The 20,372-nt window shown below is 49.3% G+C and carries 23 protein-coding genes; 15 read left to right on the top strand and 8 right to left on the bottom strand.

What is annotated here, in order from left to right; genetic code table 11:
- Position 1 precedes the first annotated feature (1 nt).
- The 4 genes from NH568_RS07050 to NH568_RS07035 are packed head-to-tail and all read right to left on the bottom strand — an operon-like array spanning position 2 to position 2,431.
- Positions 2–592 carry a YqiA/YcfP family alpha/beta fold hydrolase gene (locus NH568_RS07050; RefSeq protein WP_253046043.1) on the bottom strand — a complete coding sequence of 197 codons (591 nt, stop codon included), beginning with the start codon at positions 590–592 and terminating at the stop codon, positions 2–4.
- Positions 577–1,350, bottom strand: coding sequence for a metallophosphoesterase (locus NH568_RS07045; RefSeq protein ID WP_253046042.1), 774 nt, complete (start codon positions 1,348–1,350; stop codon positions 577–579). The genes NH568_RS07050 and NH568_RS07045 overlap by 16 nt, the downstream gene beginning before the upstream one ends.
- Positions 1,337–1,777 carry a DUF1249 domain-containing protein gene (locus NH568_RS07040; RefSeq protein WP_253046041.1) on the bottom strand — a complete coding sequence of 147 codons (441 nt, stop codon included), beginning with the start codon at positions 1,775–1,777 and terminating at the stop codon, positions 1,337–1,339. Before NH568_RS07040 ends, NH568_RS07045 begins: the two co-directional genes overlap by 14 nt.
- Before the next feature lie 24 nt (positions 1,778–1,801).
- Positions 1,802–2,431, bottom strand: coding sequence for an NUDIX domain-containing protein (locus tag NH568_RS07035; protein ID WP_253046040.1), 630 nt, complete (start codon positions 2,429–2,431; stop codon positions 1,802–1,804).
- A 233-nt stretch (positions 2,432–2,664) separates the two neighbouring features.
- Between NH568_RS07035 and tolC the strand changes: the two genes are divergently transcribed.
- The 3 genes from tolC to NH568_RS07020 all read left to right on the top strand — a co-directional run bounded on the left by tolC (position 2,665) and on the right by NH568_RS07020 (position 5,738).
- On the top strand, positions 2,665–4,011 hold the full coding sequence (gene tolC, locus NH568_RS07030) for an outer membrane channel protein TolC (protein WP_253046039.1): 1,347 nt from the start codon (positions 2,665–2,667) through the stop codon (positions 4,009–4,011).
- A gap of 163 nt (positions 4,012–4,174) precedes the next feature.
- Positions 4,175–5,098, top strand: a complete 924-nt coding sequence (gene lpxL, locus NH568_RS07025) for an LpxL/LpxP family Kdo(2)-lipid IV(A) lauroyl/palmitoleoyl acyltransferase (protein WP_253046038.1) — start codon at positions 4,175–4,177, stop codon at positions 5,096–5,098.
- A gap of 31 nt (positions 5,099–5,129) precedes the next feature.
- On the top strand, positions 5,130–5,738 hold the full coding sequence (locus tag NH568_RS07020; protein WP_253046037.1) for a TcpQ domain-containing protein: 609 nt from the start codon (positions 5,130–5,132) through the stop codon (positions 5,736–5,738).
- A gap of 35 nt (positions 5,739–5,773) precedes the next feature.
- Here NH568_RS07020 and glnE read toward each other — a convergent pair whose 3' ends face one another.
- Positions 5,774–8,569: a bifunctional [glutamate--ammonia ligase]-adenylyl-L-tyrosine phosphorylase/[glutamate--ammonia-ligase] adenylyltransferase gene (gene glnE, locus NH568_RS07015; protein WP_253046036.1), complete on the bottom strand. Its 2,796-nt coding sequence runs from the start codon at positions 8,567–8,569 to the stop codon at positions 5,774–5,776.
- Positions 8,570–8,640: 71 nt separating this feature from the next.
- Here glnE and NH568_RS07010 point away from each other — a divergent pair, with 71 nt between their 5' ends.
- The 6 genes from NH568_RS07010 to ruvX all read left to right on the top strand — a co-directional run bounded on the left by NH568_RS07010 (position 8,641) and on the right by ruvX (position 12,947).
- A complete protein-coding gene (locus NH568_RS07010) occupies positions 8,641–9,534 on the top strand; it encodes a hypothetical protein (RefSeq protein WP_138544010.1) in 894 nt (297 codons plus the stop codon).
- A 12-nt stretch (positions 9,535–9,546) separates the two neighbouring features.
- Positions 9,547–10,029, top strand: coding sequence for a hypothetical protein (locus NH568_RS07005; RefSeq protein WP_253046035.1), 483 nt, complete (start codon positions 9,547–9,549; stop codon positions 10,027–10,029).
- A gap of 63 nt (positions 10,030–10,092) precedes the next feature.
- Complete coding sequence (gene rsmE / locus NH568_RS07000; RefSeq protein ID WP_253046034.1) at positions 10,093–10,827, top strand: 16S rRNA (uracil(1498)-N(3))-methyltransferase; 735 nt, start codon at positions 10,093–10,095, stop codon at positions 10,825–10,827.
- Positions 10,828–10,902: 75 nt separating this feature from the next.
- Positions 10,903–11,862, top strand: coding sequence for a glutathione synthase (gshB, locus tag NH568_RS06995; RefSeq protein ID WP_054014519.1), 960 nt, complete (start codon positions 10,903–10,905; stop codon positions 11,860–11,862).
- Between the two features lie 18 nt (positions 11,863–11,880).
- Positions 11,881–12,438: a YqgE/AlgH family protein gene (locus tag NH568_RS06990; protein ID WP_054014518.1), complete on the top strand. Its 558-nt coding sequence runs from the start codon at positions 11,881–11,883 to the stop codon at positions 12,436–12,438.
- Between the two features lie 62 nt (positions 12,439–12,500).
- Complete coding sequence (ruvX, locus tag NH568_RS06985) at positions 12,501–12,947, top strand: Holliday junction resolvase RuvX (RefSeq protein WP_138544015.1); 447 nt, start codon at positions 12,501–12,503, stop codon at positions 12,945–12,947.
- On the opposite strand, the gene NH568_RS06980 is transcribed toward ruvX, so the two are convergent.
- Genes NH568_RS06980 through NH568_RS06970 form a run of 3 tightly spaced genes read right to left on the bottom strand, consistent with a single transcriptional unit; the run spans position 12,910 to position 16,015 of the window.
- Positions 12,910–13,857, bottom strand: a complete 948-nt coding sequence (locus NH568_RS06980) for a hypothetical protein (protein ID WP_253046033.1) — start codon at positions 13,855–13,857, stop codon at positions 12,910–12,912. The genes ruvX and NH568_RS06980 overlap by 38 nt on opposite strands.
- Positions 13,829–14,953 carry a PilT/PilU family type 4a pilus ATPase gene (locus tag NH568_RS06975; RefSeq protein ID WP_253046175.1) on the bottom strand — a complete coding sequence of 375 codons (1,125 nt, stop codon included), beginning with the start codon at positions 14,951–14,953 and terminating at the stop codon, positions 13,829–13,831. The genes NH568_RS06980 and NH568_RS06975 overlap by 29 nt, the downstream gene beginning before the upstream one ends.
- A gap of 15 nt (positions 14,954–14,968) precedes the next feature.
- Positions 14,969–16,015, bottom strand: a complete 1,047-nt coding sequence (locus NH568_RS06970; protein ID WP_054014515.1) for a type IV pilus twitching motility protein PilT — start codon at positions 16,013–16,015, stop codon at positions 14,969–14,971.
- Positions 16,016–16,044: 29 nt separating this feature from the next.
- On the opposite strand from NH568_RS06970, the gene NH568_RS06965 reads away from it, so the two are divergent.
- The 6 genes from NH568_RS06965 to hemW are packed head-to-tail and all read left to right on the top strand — an operon-like array spanning position 16,045 to position 20,302.
- The gene (locus tag NH568_RS06965; protein WP_253046032.1) at positions 16,045–16,728 is read left to right on the top strand and encodes a YggS family pyridoxal phosphate-dependent enzyme; all 684 of its coding nucleotides are present in this window, start codon (positions 16,045–16,047) and stop codon (positions 16,726–16,728) included.
- A gap of 15 nt (positions 16,729–16,743) precedes the next feature.
- The gene (gene proC, locus NH568_RS06960; RefSeq protein WP_253046031.1) at positions 16,744–17,565 is read left to right on the top strand and encodes a pyrroline-5-carboxylate reductase; all 822 of its coding nucleotides are present in this window, start codon (positions 16,744–16,746) and stop codon (positions 17,563–17,565) included.
- A gap of 10 nt (positions 17,566–17,575) precedes the next feature.
- Positions 17,576–18,109 carry a YggT family protein gene (locus tag NH568_RS06955; RefSeq protein ID WP_253046030.1) on the top strand — a complete coding sequence of 178 codons (534 nt, stop codon included), beginning with the start codon at positions 17,576–17,578 and terminating at the stop codon, positions 18,107–18,109.
- A gap of 18 nt (positions 18,110–18,127) precedes the next feature.
- A complete protein-coding gene (locus NH568_RS06950; RefSeq protein WP_253046029.1) occupies positions 18,128–18,574 on the top strand; it encodes a DUF4426 domain-containing protein in 447 nt (148 codons plus the stop codon).
- A 1-nt stretch (position 18,575) separates the two neighbouring features.
- Positions 18,576–19,169, top strand: coding sequence for an RdgB/HAM1 family non-canonical purine NTP pyrophosphatase (rdgB, locus tag NH568_RS06945; RefSeq protein WP_253046028.1), 594 nt, complete (start codon positions 18,576–18,578; stop codon positions 19,167–19,169).
- Complete coding sequence (hemW, locus tag NH568_RS06940) at positions 19,166–20,302, top strand: radical SAM family heme chaperone HemW (RefSeq protein ID WP_253046027.1); 1,137 nt, start codon at positions 19,166–19,168, stop codon at positions 20,300–20,302. Before rdgB ends, hemW begins: the two co-directional genes overlap by 4 nt.
- Positions 20,303–20,372 lie beyond the last annotated feature (70 nt).

Genomic DNA, 20,372 nt, shown 5'->3' with positions numbered 1-20,372 from the left:
ATTAGATCTGATTTTCTTTGTTCGTGTTGGTGATTTCGAGAAACCTGACAAGGGTGTCAAAGTACCGCTCAAAACCAATAAAACTATGGTCCCCGCCAAACTCAATGCGACTGGGGCTGGCGCTGAAGTAGTTTACAGCCTGTTGATAGGGTAACACTTCATCGCCGCTTTGTTGTAGCAATAAAATATTTTCTGGTGAGTGCAGTGACTCAACGTAGAGCTGACGCAGAGTTTCAACATGTTGGTGCGTCAACGTGTAATGCTGTTGCTGGTAGGGATTATACTGAGCTCCAAGATAGTCATGCAATAGTTCAAATGGCCTGACCGCCGGATTCACAACCACAGCGCGTACACCATGGCGTTGCGACAAATAAGTCGCATAAAAGCCACCCAGTGAACTGCCAATCAACGCTGTGTCATTGTCTATCAATTGCTCCAGCTGGAGCATTGCTATCGCCGGGTCGTAATGTAAGCGGGGTGTAAGGTAGGTGCAGTCTATCGGCTGCTGAGCAAGCCACTGGCCTAATTGTTGTGCCTTAAAGGATTGTTCCGAGCTGTTGAAGCCATGAATGTAGATTAATTTGCGAGCCATTTGACCTCAGTATGCAGACCTTGTGCAGTCCAGTGGACCAACCGATAAGCAGGGCCTGTATTATGCTGCTGCCATTGCGTCGAATGCTTAGTGAACTGAATAGATGTGGCAGGCGTGGCATAGACAGGTAACCCTCGGTACCGAAGTGAATAGGCATTATGTACGTGACCATGAATAAGTGCCTCAACACGCTTACTGTTTACCAGTGTATTGAGCAGCTGAGGGCCGTTTTCCAGCATATGTTTATCCAGATAGCCATCAATCGGGACCGGATGATGGTGACAAAATGCCAATACCGGCTGTGTTGCGTCGCACAGCACAGCCTCCAGCTCTGCCAGATGCGTATTATCGCACCAGCCTGCGGGTGTCGGTCCCTTGCTGTTAAGTAACACAATATCACCCTGCGCGCACTGCAAGTACTTAGCGGCACTGATCTGTCCTTCGCTGATCTGTGCCAGCAAAGTAAGATCATCATGATTGCCAGGCACCCAAAAGAGTGGGCAATCGAGCGCTGATTGCGCCAGCAACTCTGCAAACAATGCATAAGAGGCGCTACTGTGATCCTGAGTTAAGTCACCACCAAATACCACGCCATCGAGCTGCTCGCCAGCCAGGGCATCCAGCACCCTGCAAAAATGCGCCGCCGTGTTAACCTCAAAATAGCATCCCTCGCGAGTCCCGAACAGGTGGCTGTCTGTGATATGTGCCAGACGTAACTCTGCACCGCTGAACTGATATGACTGCTCAAACCAGGCCATTATTGACATCCCAGTTGAGTGGTTCCCGGCCGCTTTCCAGACAGGCCATTAACCAGTCCGCTAAAAACGCATTGAGCTGATATTTTTCGTCTTTATGGTGCATGTCCGGATTAGGATAGCGATAGGACGGTTTAATGCGCTGATGGAAATCGTGATGGATCACCTCTGCCACTTTGGCATCGTGATATAAGCGCACAGATAAAGCAAAATCATCCAGGTGGGCGCTGATCTGTTGCTTCTGCACCACCGCAATATCTGTGGTGTAACGGGCAATGCCGTCAACGCGGATCTGGTAACTGGCTGCGCCCAGGTGTACTTCACGACTGCTTCCTACGCTCTCTTCGGGCAGCAGTTTCAGCGCCCGCAGATAATTGCGCTCGCACAAGGTAATGTATTTGGGTAATGACTGGATGTACTCTTTTTGCATAACCGCTGATCAAACGACCTCATTTTAGATGGACTGAGATTGCCACTGCGCCAACATCTCGGGTTTGTGTAACGCCAACCATTGTAGACTAATCACAGTAGCAGCGTTATCTATTTCCTCATTTTCGAGCCGTGTCATGGCCTCAGAAAAAGGCATCACATGCACTTTGATGTCTTCCCCCTCTTCAGGCAAACCATAAATACCACCAGCCTCACTGAGGTCGGCTTTGGCCAGATATAAGTACAAACGCTCCGTAGAACCACCCGGGCTGGATAAATACGACGTCATATAGTGCAACTCATCTAACACCAGCCCAGCTTCTTCCATCGCTTCTTTGCGTACCACCCCCTCATAATCCAGGCTCCCTTCCGCCATGCCCGCAATGCATTCCAGCAACCAGGGAGAATCCTTCGTTGCCAGCGCACCAATGCGGATCTGTTCAATGAGTAATACCTGATCCGTTTTGGGATCGTATGGCAGCACAGCTACCGCGTGGCCCCGCTCTAAAATCTCGCGATAAATAGTCTGCGACTGGCCACCGGCAAACAGGGCATGTTTAAATGCATACAGGTCAATCTTAAAGAATTTGTCATAACAGCGCTCAGGCTCATTAAATTCGACATCCTGATGATTAAATTGTGCAATTGGTTTCATGTTTAATCCCATTTTTTTCATGATCGGGGTTTAATTTTTAACCCCAAGCCCCCATCATAGGGGTTCTCGAATTTTACTTTATTTTACCGTTCTTTAACCGGGGAAGCCCCAAACTGAACTGTATTATATTCTGTTACACTTGTTCTGACGGATTTGCCACTTTCCTTATATAGGAATTGACGAAAACAAGGTAACATGCCGACAATGAAAATTGTCTAAGGACTGAGCAAATAATGAAAAAAAGCATTCTATCTCTGTTTATCGGTGTTGCCTGCGCCCTTTCCAGCACAGCCTCACAGGCAGAAGATCTGTTGCAAGTGTACGAAATTGCCACGGCAAACGATCCCACTGTATTAAAAGCCAAAGCCCAGGCTGACGCACAAAAATATGCCCAGGACGCAGCCCTTGGCGACCTTTTACCGTCACTGGGATTCAGTATGAATTATACGGACAACGATGGTGAATCTACACTGCCTGGTCAGAGCGATTCAACCGGCTACACCGTTGTTGATACCTGGGGAGACAAACTGACTCGTACTGTAACGCTGAACCAGACCATATTTAGTATGGCGACCTGGCAAAACCTGACTATTGCAGAAAAACAAGCAATGCAGTCGCTGACCAATTATGAGCAGCAACAGCAGGACTTGATTGTGCGTGTTGCAGAAGGCTACTTCGACGTACTGAGCAAGCTGGATACTCTGGAGTTTGTACAGGCTGAAAAACGCGCTATTGAGCGTCAGCTGGAGCAAACCAAACAGCGCTATGAAGTGGGTCTGACCGCTATTACCGACGTACACGAAGCCCAGGCACAGTTTGACCAATCTGTGGCAAACGAGATTGTGGCACAAAATAATGTCGAAACTGCCCGTGAGACCTTACGTACTATCACAGGTAAGTACCACGCTAAGCTGGACAAACTGAACACTGACAAGTTCTCAACCGTTAAACCAGGCAAACAGACTAACGACTTTATTACTCTGGCTAAAGAGCAAAACCTGTCATTGCAGGTCGCTAAATCAGCGTTAGATATTGCTCAGGATCAAATCGACCTCGCTCAGTCTGGCCATTACCCGACTCTGAACTTGACTGCGTCTTATGCAGATACGCTGAGCAACAGCGAAGGCGCTGAATTACAGCCTCGTACTGATGGCACCAGCATTGGCCTGACGTTAAACGTACCAATTTACTCAGGCGGTAAAACTGTAGCAGCCACTGATCAGGCACGTGCATTATACGTTGCAGCCAGTGAAGATCTGGAAGCTGCAATGCGTAACGTGACTCGCTCAGTGATCACCTCTTACAATCAGGTGATGTCGGATGTCGCGACGTATCGTGCACTAGAGCAGGCCGTTGTGTCAGCCGAAAGTGCATTACAGGCAACAGAAGCAGGTTTCGAAGTTGGTACACGTACCATTGTTGACGTACTTATCAGTACTCAGAACCTCTATAACGCCAAGCGTAACCTGTCAGATCTTCGCTATCAATACGTGTTGTCGACACTGAGACTGAAGCAGGCAGCGGGTACCCTGAGTCGCAGCGACTTAGAAGCGATCAATAAAGGCCTGATTGCAGGCTAAGCTTATATAACTTAAGTAGAAAACCGGCGTAAGCCGGTTTTTTTCTGTCCTTAGAAAGTCTTGCTCTGGTATAGATAAGAGGTCGGCGCTCATTGCCGCTCTCTTGAGCTGTTCAGCCGATATCGCTAAACTAACCCTTTGAAGTTTGAACGAGAGTCCACCTTTGGTTAACAACCCCACCTTTAAGCTGGCATTTTTAGCCCCTAAGTTCTGGCCAACCTGGCTCAGCGTATTTTTCTTATATGCCCTGTCCTGGCTTCCGCAGGGCCTGCAATTGTGGCTGGGAAAAATGCTTGGCCGTCTGGTACATCGCCTGCTGAAGAAGCGTCGTCATATTGCCGATGTGAATCTGCGTTTGTGCTTTCCTGATATGGATGCACAGCAGCGTGCCAATATGGTATTAAAAAATATGGAAAACACGGGCATAGCTACATTCGAAACATCAATGGCATGGTGGTGGCCGCAGTGGCGTATCAACCGCGTGATAGGCTCAATCAAAGGCATGGAACATATTGAACAGGCGCAGAATAACGGCAAAGGCGTACTCCTGTTGGTGCCGCACATGCTGCATCTGGAAATGCTTGGCAGAATCTTGGGCACAGAACAACCTGGTATCGGTTTTTATCGTCCGCATAATAATCCGCTGATGGAGTACTTTATGACCAAAGGTCGGTTGCGCTCCAACGAATTCTTGATCGGCAAGCGAGACGTAAAAGGATTACTACAGGCATTGAAAAATAAAAAGCTCTGCTATTACCTGCCCGATCAGGACTATGGCCGTAATCGCTGTGAGTTCGCTCCTTTCTTTGCAGTACCCGATGCAGCTTCTACAACAGGAACACTGCTCTTTGCAGGAAGCAAAAATTGTGAGACATTAAGTTTACATGGCGCCCGGGATGATCAGGGTAAATACCATATAGAAATCCAACCTGCACTTGCAGCTTTTCCCAGTGGCGATCCCCAAACCGACGTCACGCGGGTCAATCAGCGTATGGAACAGGCCATTGAACAGGCCCCGGAACAGTATATGTGGTTGCATCGACGCTTTAAAACGCGTCCGGATGAAAACGCGCCATCGTATTATTAGTAACCTTTAGCATTAAGTGTGTCGTGACATTATGGCTAGAAAACGTTCAAAACGCTTATCAAACATGTGGTTCTGGACCAAACACCTGTCGTTAGGTGTATTACTGGTGTGGGCCGCGTATTACTTTTTGTATGGCAATCTCCCCTCAATGGAGTTTAGGGATACCACCAATGCCGCCGCACAGGGGTTTACGCAGTTTTACGAGGGGTTTAAACGCAACTTCAATGAGCGTAATACTGAGCGGGACAAATACGTACTGGATCTGGGCAAACCCACCTACCCTCTGGACGATGCCATCGCACAGCGCGGCTTAGTGGTAAAACCCGCCCCACAGCGCTGGACCGGTGAGATCCAGCCCCGTCGTTTTGATAGCGGTGAGACCCTGCGTGGTGTGCTGAGCAATTACGCAAAGAAAGAAGACATTGAGCTATTCTGGTATCTGGATAAAGACTATGTGGTAAAACACAATTTCCGGGTCGACACGAACTTTGTTTCGACTCTTTATCAGGTTGGTACCGCCATCAACGACGACTTTGAATTTGAAGTCTATACCTTCTTTTGTCATCGCCAGCGAGCGGCAGTCATCACCCAAAACCCGTCACGCTTTGTGCGTGAAAACTGCCGCCGCCTGACTAAATAGTCCATTGCAGCCGGAGAAAGCGACTTTCTCCGGTTTTATCCTAATAGCAACTGCCACGCAGCCCGCACTGCAACAACCAGTTCCGAGACATCCTGCATGGGCACACACCGTCCAGCGGCGTTCAGGCTGTGCAAGTGATACTGATCACGAAACTCACAGTAGGCCTGGGTCAGCGCCTTCTGAGTGGCCTCATCTATGACACCCGCGTGATATGCCATTTCGAAAATACGAATATTGTCGGGAAAACGCGCCAATTCAGAGTGCGCATGGCTATAATTCAAAACCAGATACTGAGCAATAAACTCAATGTCTGTCATACCACCTACGCCCTGCTTCAGATCGAATTGTGTATCTGTGCTCTTATCCAGATGTCCTCGCATCTTTTCACGCATCTCAACAATGTCCTTGCGAAGTGCGTCACTTTCCCTGCTGTGAGATACAATTTCGCTACGGATCTCGTTAAATCGTGAGATAAGCTCAGGCTCACCCAACACCATACGCGAGCGTACCAACGCCTGATGCTCCCACGTCCAGGCCTGCTGCTGTTGATACTGATAGAAGCTTTCGATATTGATTGCCAGTAAGCCCGAATTGCCTTCCGGGCGCAAACGCGTGTCCAATTCATACAGGATCCCCGAGTTAGTACGGGTATTGAACAAGTGCATCAGACGCTGTGCCAGCTTTAAGTAGAACTGACGTGAAGAAATGGACTTATCACCTGTGGTGACACTGTTGCCATCGCGATTATGAACAAACACCAGATCAAGGTCTGAGTTGTACCCCAGCTCCAGCCCACCCGCTTTTCCGTAGGCCACGACGGCAAAACCTTTATGTTCAACATCAGCCCCTTCGGGCGCGCCATAGCGAGCTACCATTTGTTGCCAGGCAATATCCACAGCCTTCGCAACAATGGCTTCCGCCAGCGCGGTGAGGTGATCACTCACTTTCATGATATCTAACACACCTGTTGCATCTGCCGCAGCTATACGCAACGCCTGAGTTTGCTTGAACTGACGCAGCGCTTCCATTTGTAATTCGAGATCTTCGCTGTCGATGCGCAAAAAATACTGCTGTACTTCACTGTAATAGGCGCTCAGCGGCAACGGCCGGTAAAGCACCGCCGGATCGATCAGCTCATCCAGCAAAATCGGATAGCGGGCCACCTGCTCTGCTATCCAGACACTGTGCGCACACAATTTAATGAGCTGCTGCAGTGCACCGCGATTTTCAAACAGCAACTCGAGGTAAGCCGTTCGCGAGGCAACTTTCAGTATCACCTGCAGTACCCGATCCAGTATCTCTGCAACCGGTGCCCGGGTAATCTCACTGAGTAGCGCTGGCATCAATTTATCCAGTACATCTCTGCCACGCGTCCCCATTTGTATCTTGCTCAATCCCAAATGAAACGCATCCAGTGATTTTTGCCAGGCTTCACAGACCGCTTCAGGAAGGGGTGATTCAAGATAACTGATATCACGTTGCTCCCACGCTGAAACAAACTCCGGCGCCAGCGCTTCTCCCAACTCAGGTTCTTCGCCAATGACCTGAGTAAATTCGGCCCTGACTGCCGCCTGGGCCTGCTCCAGTTTGTTCAGTACCTCGCTGTATTGGGCGCATTCAAGCAACACAGCTAAGCGCAACTGATCCTGTTCATTATCCGGCAGCGTTTGTGTCTGACTGTCATCAAAAGCCTGTAAATACTGCTCTGTGCGGCGTAGCAAAAGGTACTGCTGAGACAGCACTTCACCTACTTCAGCTGGGATCAAAGACAGGTGCTGAAGTTGCTGCAATGCCGATAACAAAGACGGCGTCTGTAACTCAGGCTCGCGGCCACCGCGGATCATCTGCAATGCCTGCACAATGAACTCCACTTCCCGGATCCCGCCAGCCCCCAGTTTGATGTTGTTTGTCAGCCCTTTGCGTCTTACTTCCTGTGCAATCATATGCTTCATTTTGCGCAAGGATTCAATCACAGAGAAATCAATATAACGACGAAACACAAAGGGACGTATCAGGGTTTTAAACTCATCCCAGTAGTGATTTTTCTCACCCAACAGGCGTGCCTTAAGCATGGCATACCTTTCCCACTCACGGCCCTGATCCTGATAATAGTCTTCCATAGCGGCAAAGCTCATCACCAGCGGTCCGCTATCACCAAAGGGGCGTAAACGCATATCAACCCGAAACACCTGACCATCGGCGGTACACTGGTCCAATGCAGCAATGAGCTTTTGTGCCACTTTGGTATAAAATACTTGCGCCTCAATGCTGCGGCGCCCGCCTTCAGTCGGTTTTGCAAATGGATAGGTAAAAATCAGGTCGATATCCGAAGAAAAATTCAGCTCACCTCCGCCCAGCTTACCCATCCCCAGCACCAGCATAGGCACAGCTTCTCCCTGCTCATCGCACACCTGTCCATTGCTTTTTGCCACACTGGCGTGTGCCCAGCGGTTTGCCGCATCAATCAGCTTTTCGCTTAACCGTGACTGATAGGCGATACTGTCGTCAATGGGGTTCCCCTCTACCAGGTCGAGCCACATCAGCTTGAGCCAGTAACGCTTACGATATTCCCGCAGCTGTCTGAAACCGCTGGCTTCATCAAGTTCACAAAGAGGCTCAGACAGTGGCGCTGGACAGGTCCGCAGCCGCATTTGTTCAGCATCCAGCAACCAGTCGATCCACTCGGGATGACGCTGCAAAATACGATAGGCAAAATCACTCAGTGCGAGTAGCCTCAAAACGGCCTGATTATTCGTGTGTTGGGCAAATAGTGCCTGACAACGTTCAAGTGCCAGATGCCCAAGCGCATGGGGCAAGCCACCGAAATCCATAGAAAAATCTCCAGTGCAATTGCAAAAAGCGGTGTTATAGTAAACTTAACTGCCATCACCTTACACTTAGCATGAGTTATTTGTCTTTAGCCAATATCAACTTTTTCGCCATCTTAGTGAGTTTTGTCGTGATTTGTCTGTTCACGGTCGCTTTGCGTTTATATGTTCAGTTCAGCGCCAGACAAATGCTGGAAGATGAACTGGCTAAACGGGATAATTTTGCTTTAGGGATCAGTTATGCCACTCATCTGGCTGTCCTGGTGATTTGTTGTGCCTATGTGTTCAATGACACCGGCATGATGGTGTTGCAAGCAGAATCATTTCGCAGCGGCGTTATTTTACTCCTTATTCTGGTCTTTATTTACTTCGGCCAGCATATCCATCGCAAGTGGATCCTCTATCAATTCAATGAAGAGCAGGCAATTTTAAAACAAAATGTCTGTGCCGCCGTGGTCGATTCAGGCATGTTGATTGGCAACACCATTTTAGTCCTTGGGCTGTACCATTGGATCCATCCACAAGGGTTTGGCAACTTACTGGTTGTCACGCTGAGCTTTTTGGTCGTTCAGCTAATGTGTGCACTGGACAGTAAAATTCGCGAGCGCCGCTTTGCCAAATATAACCAGGGTGCTTCTTTGCAACAAAACTTTAATCTGGCCAATACCTCTATCGGGATCCGCTACGCCGGCAAGAGTATTGGACTAGCACTGGCGATTTATGCCGGTTTGCACAGTGCGCCGTATCATGGTGCAAAAGTGGTCGAAAACCTGTTTGTGATTGTCATGCATTGCGGTGTAATGTGGCTGCTTTTGTATGGTATCAGTTACTTATTGCTGCAACTGGCGTTACCCAGAGTAGACATTGGACTGGAAGTGGACCATCAGGACAATATCGGGATTGCCTGTCTGGAGTTTGCTGTTTTCTGCGCAATAGGCTATTTACTTATTAACATGTTCTCAATGTAACCAGGCCTGTTAGTGCGTTTAAACCTAGAAAACTTTTTGCTGGTCGACAGCAACTGGGAGTTCAGCAGAGAGTTTGCTGCGCATCTGAAAGCGCAGCGTCCTGATGTGCCCAGTGACTTATTGATCGCTGGAGACAACACCAAACAGATGCTGAAAATGATGTTTCAGGAGCAGGTTAAAGATTACTGTTACTGTGACTTTGCAAATGAAATCAGTGTGTCTGAGCTGGCCTCTTACCTGCACGAGCATCATAAAGTCCGTGGCGTGTTGATCTACGCAATTGACTACCACCTCGCCGACGAGACACAGAGGTTTATATTTAATTCATTACATCGTCAACGCATCACCGTCGAGCAAACTGCCCGAGGCTATGTCTATCACCCGCTCAGAGATCCCTTTAATAACAATCACCTGACATGCCACTCCACCGTCTCCGCAACCACCCAGGATACCGTTATCGACTTTGCACAGCATCACACTGACAAAGCCGAATAGGTGCTGGACTCACTGTAAATAACCCCTTACCATTACGGCTATTTAACAGCGGAATAGTCCACCATGCGCATACCTCATATATACCAGCCTTCCGATCTTGTCGTTGGCCAGACGATTGACCTTGGCGATGATGCTGCCGGGCATGTAGCCCGAGTGCTGCGTATGAGCGAAGGGGATAAACTGAGTTTGTTTAATGGTCAGGGCGGAGAGTATCTGGCAACCATCAGCGAAGTCAGTAAAAAGAAAGTCAGGGTCACACCAGAGCAGTTTTTTGATAAGCACGTTGAATCTCCGTTGCCCATTCACCTCGGTCAGGGCATCTCCCGGGGTGATAAGATGGACTTTACCATCCAGAAGTCGGTCGAGCTGGGGATCACTGAAATTACCCCTTTGTTTACCACCCGTTGTGGCGTCAAACTCAGCGGAGAACGTCTGGCAAAGAAACATCAGCAATGGCAGAAAATCGCCATCGCAGCTGCGGAACAATCTGGCCGCAACACCATTACCACCATACATCCACCCATTACAATCGATGAGTGGCTGGCCCAATCCAGCGAGGCACTCAAGCTGACACTTCACCCCAGAGCAGAGCACTCTATCAAAACGCTGCCAACACCTGAGCATGGTATTCGTTTTATCGTCGGTCCTGAAGGGGGCTTTACCGATGAAGAAATGGCTGCAACTGCACAACAGGGGTTTATCGATATTCGCCTCGGTCCACGCGTACTGCGCACTGAAACAGCCGCTTTGACCGTACTCAGCGCATTACAACTTGAGTTCGGCGACCTGGCCCTTTAAAACGCCAGTTTTGCCCTCATATCCTAGTCAAACAGTTAGCAGTTGAATTGATTCACTTTATATAAGGTTACCCCAATGGCAGCGAAACTTGGGATCATCTCAGATCCAATCAGTGGCTTTAATATCAAAAAAGATACTGGCTTCGCCATGATGCTGGCAGCACAGGCACGTGGTTATGAGCTTTATTACATGGAAATGCAGGATCTGTACTTGTACCAGGGTGAAGCCCGGGCAACCGCTGCCAAAGCAACCGTGTTTGACAACGAACAGCATTGGTACGAACTGGCAGAGAAAGACGATATCGCGCTGAGCGATCTGGATGTGATCCTGATGCGCAAAGATCCGCCCTTTGATACCGAGTACATTTACGCCACTTATATGCTGGAACGTGCGGAACAAGCCGGCACGCTGGTCATCAACAAGCCACAAAGTTTACGTGATGCCAACGAAAAGCTTTTTACAGCCTGGTTTAGCGAACATACGCCAGACACCTTAGTGACACGCTCAAGTGCGCAGATCCGTGAGTTTCTGACAAAACATGGTGATATCATTCTTAAGCCACTGGATGGCATGGGCGGCGCCTCAATTTTCCGAGTACGCCACGACGACCCGAACATCGGTGTGATCTGTGAAACACTCACCGAGCACGGCAGTCGTTTTGCCATGGCGCAAAATTATGTCCCGGCCATCAAAGACGGCGACAAACGCGTTCTGGTGGTTGACGGTGAGGTCATGCCCTACTGTCTGGCACGCATTCCACAAGGGGGCGAAACACGGGGTAATCTGGCAGCGGGTGGTCGCGGTGAAGCACGTCCTATCAGCGACAGTGACCGTAAAATTGCCGAAGCCGTTGCGCCTGTTTTAAAAGAAAAAGGACTCATTTTTGTTGGCCTGGACATCATAGGTGACAAGCTCACCGAGATTAACGTGACAGCACCAACGTGTGTGAAGGAAATAGAAGCCGCGTATGATATTTCCATCATGGACAAGTTTTTTGATGCCATTGCGGCAAAACTCGACCATACTAAAGAGTAACGAAAAGGGGGTCTCGCTATGCAATCACTCGCAAATCATTTTTTGGTAGCCATGCCAAATTTGCAAGATCCCTTCTTTAAGCACACAGTCACCTACATTTGTGAGCACAACGAAGAAGGCGCAATGGGCCTGGTCGTCAATCACCCCATTAACGTGACTGTGGGTGAGCTGCTCGACCAGATAGAAATAGATAACGATAAATCCAGCCAGGCTGCCAGCCAGTCTGTGTTTGCAGGTGGGCCAGTTCACACTGACCGCGGATTTGTTCTCCACACCCCTAAGCCTGGTTACGCATCGAGTCGTGAGTTGAGTTCAGACATCATGATCACCACCTCAAAAGACGTACTTGCATCGCTGACCTCACATAACTGTCCGGATGCATTTATCATCACACTGGGCTACTCTGGATGGGAACAAGGCCAACTCGAAAAAGAGATCCTGGAAAACTCCTGGCTGATCATTGAAGCAGATCCAGCCATTATTTTTAACACCCCACCGGAAAAGCGCTGGGAAAAAGCCGTCGAAATGCTTGGCATTGATGCCGGACAACTGAGCACCGAGGCCGGTCACGCCTGAGTGCTCAAGCAATCGTCACGCTGTATGTGGCGATTTCTGCGCCTAATGTTTGAGAATACACAATGAGTAATAACGAGAAAAAAGCACCCGGCCAGCGTACGGTCATAGGGTTTGATTTTGGTACCCGCAGTATCGGTTTGGCCGTTGGCCAGGAACTAACCGGCACGGCCAGCAGTTTAGGCGCCGTAAAAGCCCGTGATGGCATTCCCGACTGGCAGGATATCGCACCTTATATCGAACAGTGGAAGCCCGATTTGCTGGTTGTCGGCTTGCCATTAAATATGGACGGGACAAACCAGGATCTGACCTTCCGAGCCAAGAAATTTGCCAACCGTCTGCACAATCAATTCAGGCTTCCTGTAGAAACTCAGGATGAGCGATTGACAACCGCCGATGCCAAAGCACGCTTATTTGAACAAGGTGGCTACCGCTCACTGGCGAAAGATAAAATCGATGGCATGTCGGCCATCATCATTCTGGAGAGTTTTTTTGAGGCACAATGGGGTTAAGTACCCGGTAGCGCCTCAGATCAGGTATAAATCCAGCCTGCTGATAGGCCTGGCGGATCCGCCCTTGTGATCTGAGCTGGTTTAACCCGCTTTGCAGTGCCTTAAATGCCCGCTCACCGTCAGGATGCAGCCGCGACACCACAAAATGACGACTGCCATCAAGCTGGACCACTAAGTTTGGATGGGCCACTAACAAAATGTCATTCAGCCTGAACTCATTATTCAGGCTTGGCATCAAAGGCATCAACATAAAGTCCACCCATTGACGATTGACCATTTGCGCCTGAGAGGCCCACACAGGCTCATTCATTAAATGTTTAAGCCCCAAACTGTTTAGTGTGTTCCAGTCAGTTCGCCAGCGGCTGGTTGACACCGCACTGAGCTCACGCAACTCATTCAAGCGGGTCAGGCGTGCAACAGCCAGATTCTCCGGCGCATAAAAAATCCCGGCAAAATACTCTCCCCGTCGGATCACTGCATCACTGATGAACAGTTTATCAGCCTTAGCCTGCGCATCATCAAGCCAGTAGCTATCAAAACTCAGCAGCAGCTTGCCCTGCTCCAGCAGATTAGAGTGACGAAAACTGACGTTTCCGGGGCGGTAGATGAAGGTTTTCTTGAAGCCTCCCAGCGCCAGGGCCTGTTGTACCAGCACCATATCCACCACATCCCGGCGGATATAGTCGCCAGAAAACTGGGTGACTTCCAGTGGCGCCCGGCCATTCAGAAACCGCAAATAATCGCTATACACATCATCACGGATATACATGTCTACCGCATTGTGTGTGTCACTATGTTGCTCGCTGCCCTTGGCCGTTTCCGGCACAGACAACATGCTGACAAGTAAACACAGGGCCAGTGTGGCCCCGTGAAACCCGCTGTCAGCGCTTTTTATCGTCCAGGCCGTCAACAGTAACCCCTTGCAAAAAGCCCGCGCCTTGTTGCTCATTGTTCTGTAATTTAATCATCAGACGAAGATCGTTGGGTGAATCGGCATGGTGTAATGCATCGGCATAGTTGATCCTTTGCTGCTTGTATAAATCAAACAACGCCTGATCAAAGGTTTGCATACCCATTTCTTTGGACTTAGACATGGTTTCTTTGATTGAACCAATATCCCCTTTTTTGATCAGCTCCGCAATCATCGGAGAGTTAAGTAAAACTTCAATGGCAGCTTCACGCCCTTCCCCTTTTGCAGACGGAACCAGCTGCTGCGCGACAATGGCGCGCAGATTCAATGCCAGGTCATATTTCAGCTTATCGTGCTTTTCCTTTGGTACCAGGTGCATGATCCGGTCAATCGCCTGGTTGGCATTGTTGGCGTGTAAAGTCGCAACGCACAAGTGGCCAGTCTCCGCAAAGCTTAATGCATACTCCATGGTCTCACGGGAACGGATTTCACCAATCAGGATCACATCAGGCGCCTGACGCAATGAACTTTTTAACGCCGCTTCAAAGCTTTCTGTATCCAGTCCGACTTCTCGCTGAGTGATAATGCTCTTGCGATGCTGGTGCACAAATTCAATGGGGTCTTCGATAGTCAGAATATGACCGCGCTGGTTACGATTACGATAGCCTAGTAAAGCGGCCAATGAGGTTGACTTACCCGTGCCGGTCCCGCCCACAAACAACACCAGGCCACGCTTAGACATAATCACATCAGTCAGAACCGAAGGCAGACCTAAATCGGTTACTTCAGGAATATCCGTTACGATACGGCGGATCACCATGCCCGCACAATCCCGTTGCCAAAATGCAGATACACGGAAACGACCAATCTCGTTCGCGACGGCAAAATTGCACTCTTTTTCGTTGTGAAACAGCTGCTTTTGCTTCTCACTCATCGCCGACTCGACCATAGCCAGCGATGCCTCTGCATCGAGCACATCGTCATCCAGTGCACGTAACTCGCCGTCAATTTTAGCACTCACAGGCAAACCGGCAGACACAAACAAATCTGATGCGCCTTTGTCTTTCATCATTTGCAGGTACTGTTCAAGCTCCATCATGACCTCCCGAGATTAATATGTAGTACCGAATTGACTCTTATCATGGGCTTTCGCCTGCGCATCCTGGTTGGTGATAAGACCACGATTCACCAAATTGGTGAGACACTGATCCATGGTCTGCATACCGTGCATTGCACCAGTCTGAATGGACGAATACATTTGCGCAATTTTGTCTTCACGGATCAGGTTACGAATTGCCGGGATCCCCATCATGATCTCATGAGCGGCTACCCGGCCGCCACCGACTTTTTTCACCAGGGTTTGTGAAATAACCGCCTGCAATGATTCAGACAGCATAGAGCGCACCATGTCTTTTTCCTCACCAGGGAAAACGTCAATGATACGGTCAATGGTTTTAGGCGCTGAGGTAGTATGTAGTGTGCCGAACACCAGGTGACCGGTTTCTGCGGCAGTCATCGCCAGTCTGATAGTTTCCAAATCACGTAATTCCCCCACCAGGATGACATCCGGGTCCTCACGCAGCGCGCTGCGCAGTGCAGCATTAAAACTGTGCGTGTCACGGTGCACTTCACGCTGATTGATCAGGCTCAACTTGTTGTCGTGCACAAATTCAATCGGATCTTCGATGGTCAGAATATGGTGGTGCTTGTTACTGTTAATGTAATCCACCATCGCAGCCAGCGTTGTTGACTTACCCGACCCGGTAGGACCCGTGACTAACACTAAACCACGCGGACAATCCGAAATTTTTCGGAAGATGTCGGGCGCCCCAAGGTCTTCTAATGTTAGCACTGAGCTGGGAATGGTCCGAAACACCGCCGCAGGACCGCGACTGGCGTTAAAGGCATTGACACGAAAACGCGCCAGATTAGGTACTTCAAACGAGAAATCCACCTCAAGATTTTGCTCATAGTCCTTACGCTGGTTATCATTCATAATATCGTAAACGAGGCTGTTAACGTCCTTCGCTTCCAGTGCAGGAATGTTTACCCGGCGTACATCGCCATCGACACGGATCATCGGTGAAACCCCCGACGAAAGGTGTAAATCCGATGCTTTGTGTTGCACACTAAAGGCCAATAATTCAGTAATATCCATCTAAGACTCCACAACGAGCAAATAATAATATGGTTACAATAGCAGAACGGCTGAACAACGCCTATGATCGCATAGCAAAAGCACAGCAAAAGTGTGCCACAGACCAAGAGGTCGCATTACTGGCCGTATCAAAAACCAAACCTGTCGAACTCATTGAGCAAGCATACGCTGCCGGACAACGCCGGTTTGGTGAATCCTATGTTCAGGAAGCCGTAGATAAAGTCCGCCACTTTCAGCAGCAAAAAGACATTGAATGGCATTTTATTGGTCCCATTCAATCTAACAAATCGCGCCAGATTGCAGAACACTTTTCCTGGGTACAGAGTGTCGATCGTCTCAAGATCGCGCGTCGTCTCAATGAGCAAAGACCCAATAATTTGATGCCGATTAACGTTCTGATCCAGGTGAATATCAGTAACGACGAGCAAAAATCAGGATGTGCTCTGGATGAGCTTGATGAACTGGCCGCCTATATCGACGGCGCGCGTCAGCTGGAGCTGCGTGGACTCATGACAATCACAGCGCAAACCGATGATGCCCAACAACAGCTGGAATATTTTAGCCAAATGAAGGCTTGCTTTGATAGACTAAAGACTCAATATCAAAAGCTGGATACCTTGTCGATGGGCATGAGTGGCGACCTTGAAATGGCAATTCAGGGTGGTGCAACCATGGTACGCATAGGCACGGACATTTTTGGCAAACGACAATAAGGTGACATACTCCTAATGGCTAATAAAACGATTGCATTTATCGGGACCGGAAACATGAGCTACGCCATCATTGGCGGCATGATAAAAAATGGTTTTGCTCCACAGAGCATCATCGCAACCAATCGCAATGCTGAAAAGCTCGCTAAGGCCCATGCCGATTTCGGGGTGCGTACCGAGCAAGATAACCTAAAAGCAGTTCAACAAGCCGATGTCATCGTACTGTCTGTGAAACCACAAATGATGGCTGAGCTGTGCCAGACTTTTGTGGATGCCGGGTTGGATATCAACACTAAGCTGTTTGTCTCTGTCGCGGCAGGGATCACCGTCAAACGCCTCAGAGAAATGCTGGCACAAGACGTTAAGCTTGTGCGCTGCATGCCGAATACCCCGTCACTACTTGGGCGTGGCGTTTCAGGTCTGTTTGCCGCTGATATCAGTGATGAAGAAAAAACCTATATCGAACAGGTATTTTCGTCGACTGGCATCGCCATTTGGCTGGACGAAGAATCACAGATCAATGATGTCATTGCCGTTACGGGCTCTTCACCTGCCTACTTTTTCCTGTTTATGGAAGCCATTGAAGAGAAAGCCATTGCGCTGGGCTTTTCACCGCAACAAGCGCGCGCACTGGTGCAACAAACCGCACTGGGCGCTGCTGAGATGGCGCTTTCTCAGCAAGACATCAGTATTGCGCAATTGCGTGCTAACGTTACTTCCAAAGGCGGCACGACCCACGCAGCCGTTGAACATTTAAAAGCAAACCAGTTACCACAAACCGTGGCCGATGCCATGGATGCCTGTATTGCACGGGCAGAAGAAATGGAACAACAAATCTAGAGGACACACAATGAACGCCATGCAATTTTTGGTAGGGATTATTTTTGACCTGTTTTTGATGGTCGTACTGTTGCGTTTTTGGCTACAATTAGTCAAAGCGGATTTTTATAACCCGCTGAGTCAGGCCGTGATCAAAGCGACATCGTTTGCCGTGAACCCATTGCGTAAACTGATCCCGGGGTTAGGCGGTTTAGATCTGGCCTCATTGGTGTTGGCGCTGCTGGTCGGCTTTGCCAAAATGTCGGTGCTGATGCTGATGTTTGGCGGCTACTGGGACGCTATGCAGGCAGCCATCTCTGGTGCCCTGACAGTCCTTAAAGAGGCATTCTCTCTGGTGTTTTGGGTGTTAGTTATCCGTGCCATTCTTAGCTGGGTGGCTCAGGGCTACAACCCGATTGCTGCGGTATTCAGCCAGCTTACTGAACCTATGCTGCGTCCAATCCGTAAAATTATTCCACCGCTGGGCGGCTTCGATTTGTCGATCCTGGTGGTAATAATTGGCATGCAGTTTTTACAAATTTTAATGATGGATCTGCTTCGTTAAGCATTCGGAGTCGTAACAATGAAACCCTTTTTGACACTTTTTTCAATGCTGGCCATGCTGCTTTTAGCTCAGCCAGCACAGGCTTCCAATCCACAAGGAGGCCAATACAAACAACTCGGCGACTGGCAGGTACACTATATCGCCTTCCCGTCGACCTTTATTCAGCCGAATATTGCCAGCGCATATGGGTTAACCCGGAGCAACAGCAAGGCCATCATTAATATTTCCGTCCTGGCTGATGATGCCAACAACACAGCGCAGCGCGCCACGCTCACCGGTCAGGCGCGCAACCTGATCGGCAACAAAACCACCTTAACATTTAAAGAAGTGGTTGAAGGCGATGCGGTATACTATCTGGCGCAGATGGATGTGGATCACGAAGACACCTATCGCTTCGAAGTCACCATCCAGCAGGGTAACACGCGCCACGTGCTTAAATTTCAGCAAAAGTTTTATGTAGATTAATATGACCAGACAAATTGTTCTCGCCACAGGTAATCCGGGCAAAGTCGCCGAGCTTGGCAGCATGCTTAAAGATTTGAATATCGAAATCCTGCCGCAAAGCCAGTTTAACGTGGGTGATGTCGCAGAAACCGGCACTACCTTTGTGGAAAATGCCATTATTAAAGCCCGTCATGCAGCCAAAATCACGGGCTTGCCTGCCATTGCGGATGACTCCGGCCTTGAAGTTGATGCCCTCAAGGGGGCACCAGGTGTATACTCAGCCCGCTATGCTGGTGCAGATGCCAGCGATCAGGACAATATCGATAAACTGCTTGAAGCAATGACAGGCGTTACAGAGCGGACAGCACGATTCTGGTGCATACTGGTTTACATGCGCCACGCCGATGACCCTACGCCAGTCATTTGTCAGGCCAGCTGGGAGGGGCGCATTACCGACAATCAGCAAGGTTTACAGGGCTTCGGCTATGACCCGGTTTTCTGGGTTGAACAAATGCACTGCACTTCAGCTCAGTTGAGCAAAGAAGAGAAAAATGCCCGCAGTCACCGCGGCCAGGCATTACAGCAACTGCTGGCGCATTTTAAAGGTCAGCTGTGAAACTTCCGCCGTTAAGTTTGTACATTCACGTGCCCTGGTGCGTGCAAAAGTGTCCTTATTGCGACTTTAACAGCCATGGCCAAAAAGGCGAGATCCCGGAGCAGGAATATATTCAGCACCTGCTTGCGGACTTGCGAGCCGACCTGCCGCTGGTACAGGGCCGTAAGCTCAACAGTATCTTTATTGGTGGGGGAACACCCAGCCTGCTCAGTGGCGCAGCTTATACTCAGCTACTGGGTGAAATTGCAGCCTTGATTGGCTTTGCTGATGACATAGAAATCACCCTGGAAGCTAACCCGGGTACGGTGGAAACGGATCGCTTTAAACACTATGTTGCCGCTGGCATTAACCGCATTTCTATCGGCGTGCAGAGCTTGCAAGCAGATAAGTTAAAAGCGCTGGGCCGTATTCATGGTGAACAAGAAGCACGACATGCCGCCTTTGAAGCCCATGATGCCGGGCTTAATAGCTTCAATATGGATCTGATGCATGGCCTGCCGGATCAGTCCGTTGCAGATGCACTAAGCGATCTACAACAAGTCATAGACCTGAACCCACCGCATTTATCCTGGTATCAGCTCACCATAGAACCCAATACACAATTTGCTTCTAAGCCACCCACCTTGCCTCAGGATGATATTTTGTGGGATATCCAGGAGCAAGGTCAGGCTTTACTGGCCAAACACGGCTATCAGCAATACGAAATTTCTGGTTATGCCAAGACCGGTTTCCAGTGTCGACATAACCTGAATTACTGGCGATTCGGCGATTATCTGGGTATCGGGTGTGGGGCCCATGGCAAAATCACACTACCAGATAGCAACGAGATATTGCGAACCGTTAAGGTCAAGCACCCGCGCGGCTACATGGATCTCACTAAGCCCTATTTATACGAGAGCTGGCAGGTAGAACCCGCCGATCGCCCGTTTGAGTTCTTTATGAACTGTTTTCGCTTACAGGCCCCCTGCGCAAAACAGGATTTTTGTGATTATACCGGCTTATCACTGAGCGATATTGAACCCGCGATTACCAGGGCGATTGAGCAAGAACTGCTAATAGATCAGGGCGATTCATGGTTGGTAACAATTAAGGGCCACAGATATCTGAATGACCTGCTAGAATTGTTCGTCTGATACCTGCTCTTAGGATAAGATTGGGCTGGTAAGCTTACCGGTGGATGGAAATACACCTGCCGGAGACAAT

Source organism: Pseudoalteromonas sp. XMcav2-N, from assembly GCF_024124545.1.
GTDB lineage: Bacteria > Pseudomonadota > Gammaproteobacteria > Enterobacterales > Alteromonadaceae > Pseudoalteromonas.
This window is presented reverse-complemented; position numbering and strand designations above follow the sequence as displayed.

Coding starts and splice junctions, on each gene's coding strand:
- NH568_RS07050 (WP_253046043.1), bottom strand. CDS start 592: ATGGCTCGCAAATTAATCTACATTCATGGCTTCAACAGCTCGGAACAA.
- NH568_RS07045 (WP_253046042.1), bottom strand. CDS start 1,350: ATGGCCTGGTTTGAGCAGTCATATCAGTTCAGCGGTGCAGAGTTACGT.
- NH568_RS07040 (WP_253046041.1), bottom strand. CDS start 1,777: ATGCAAAAAGAGTACATCCAGTCATTACCCAAATACATTACCTTGTGC.
- NH568_RS07035 (WP_253046040.1), bottom strand. CDS start 2,431: ATGAAACCAATTGCACAATTTAATCATCAGGATGTCGAATTTAATGAG.
- tolC (WP_253046039.1), top strand. CDS start 2,665: ATGAAAAAAAGCATTCTATCTCTGTTTATCGGTGTTGCCTGCGCCCTT.
- NH568_RS07020 (WP_253046037.1), top strand. CDS start 5,130: ATGGCTAGAAAACGTTCAAAACGCTTATCAAACATGTGGTTCTGGACC.
- glnE (WP_253046036.1), bottom strand. CDS start 8,569: ATGGATTTCGGTGGCTTGCCCCATGCGCTTGGGCATCTGGCACTTGAA.
- NH568_RS07010 (WP_138544010.1), top strand. CDS start 8,641: ATGAGTTATTTGTCTTTAGCCAATATCAACTTTTTCGCCATCTTAGTG.
- rsmE (WP_253046034.1), top strand. CDS start 10,093: ATGCGCATACCTCATATATACCAGCCTTCCGATCTTGTCGTTGGCCAG.
- gshB (WP_054014519.1), top strand. CDS start 10,903: ATGGCAGCGAAACTTGGGATCATCTCAGATCCAATCAGTGGCTTTAAT.
- NH568_RS06990 (WP_054014518.1), top strand. CDS start 11,881: ATGCAATCACTCGCAAATCATTTTTTGGTAGCCATGCCAAATTTGCAA.
- ruvX (WP_138544015.1), top strand. CDS start 12,501: ATGAGTAATAACGAGAAAAAAGCACCCGGCCAGCGTACGGTCATAGGG.
- NH568_RS06975 (WP_253046175.1), bottom strand. CDS start 14,953: ATGGAGCTTGAACAGTACCTGCAAATGATGAAAGACAAAGGCGCATCA.
- NH568_RS06970 (WP_054014515.1), bottom strand. CDS start 16,015: ATGGATATTACTGAATTATTGGCCTTTAGTGTGCAACACAAAGCATCG.
- NH568_RS06965 (WP_253046032.1), top strand. CDS start 16,045: ATGGTTACAATAGCAGAACGGCTGAACAACGCCTATGATCGCATAGCA.
- proC (WP_253046031.1), top strand. CDS start 16,744: ATGGCTAATAAAACGATTGCATTTATCGGGACCGGAAACATGAGCTAC.
- NH568_RS06955 (WP_253046030.1), top strand. CDS start 17,576: ATGAACGCCATGCAATTTTTGGTAGGGATTATTTTTGACCTGTTTTTG.
- NH568_RS06950 (WP_253046029.1), top strand. CDS start 18,128: ATGAAACCCTTTTTGACACTTTTTTCAATGCTGGCCATGCTGCTTTTA.
- rdgB (WP_253046028.1), top strand. CDS start 18,576: ATGACCAGACAAATTGTTCTCGCCACAGGTAATCCGGGCAAAGTCGCC.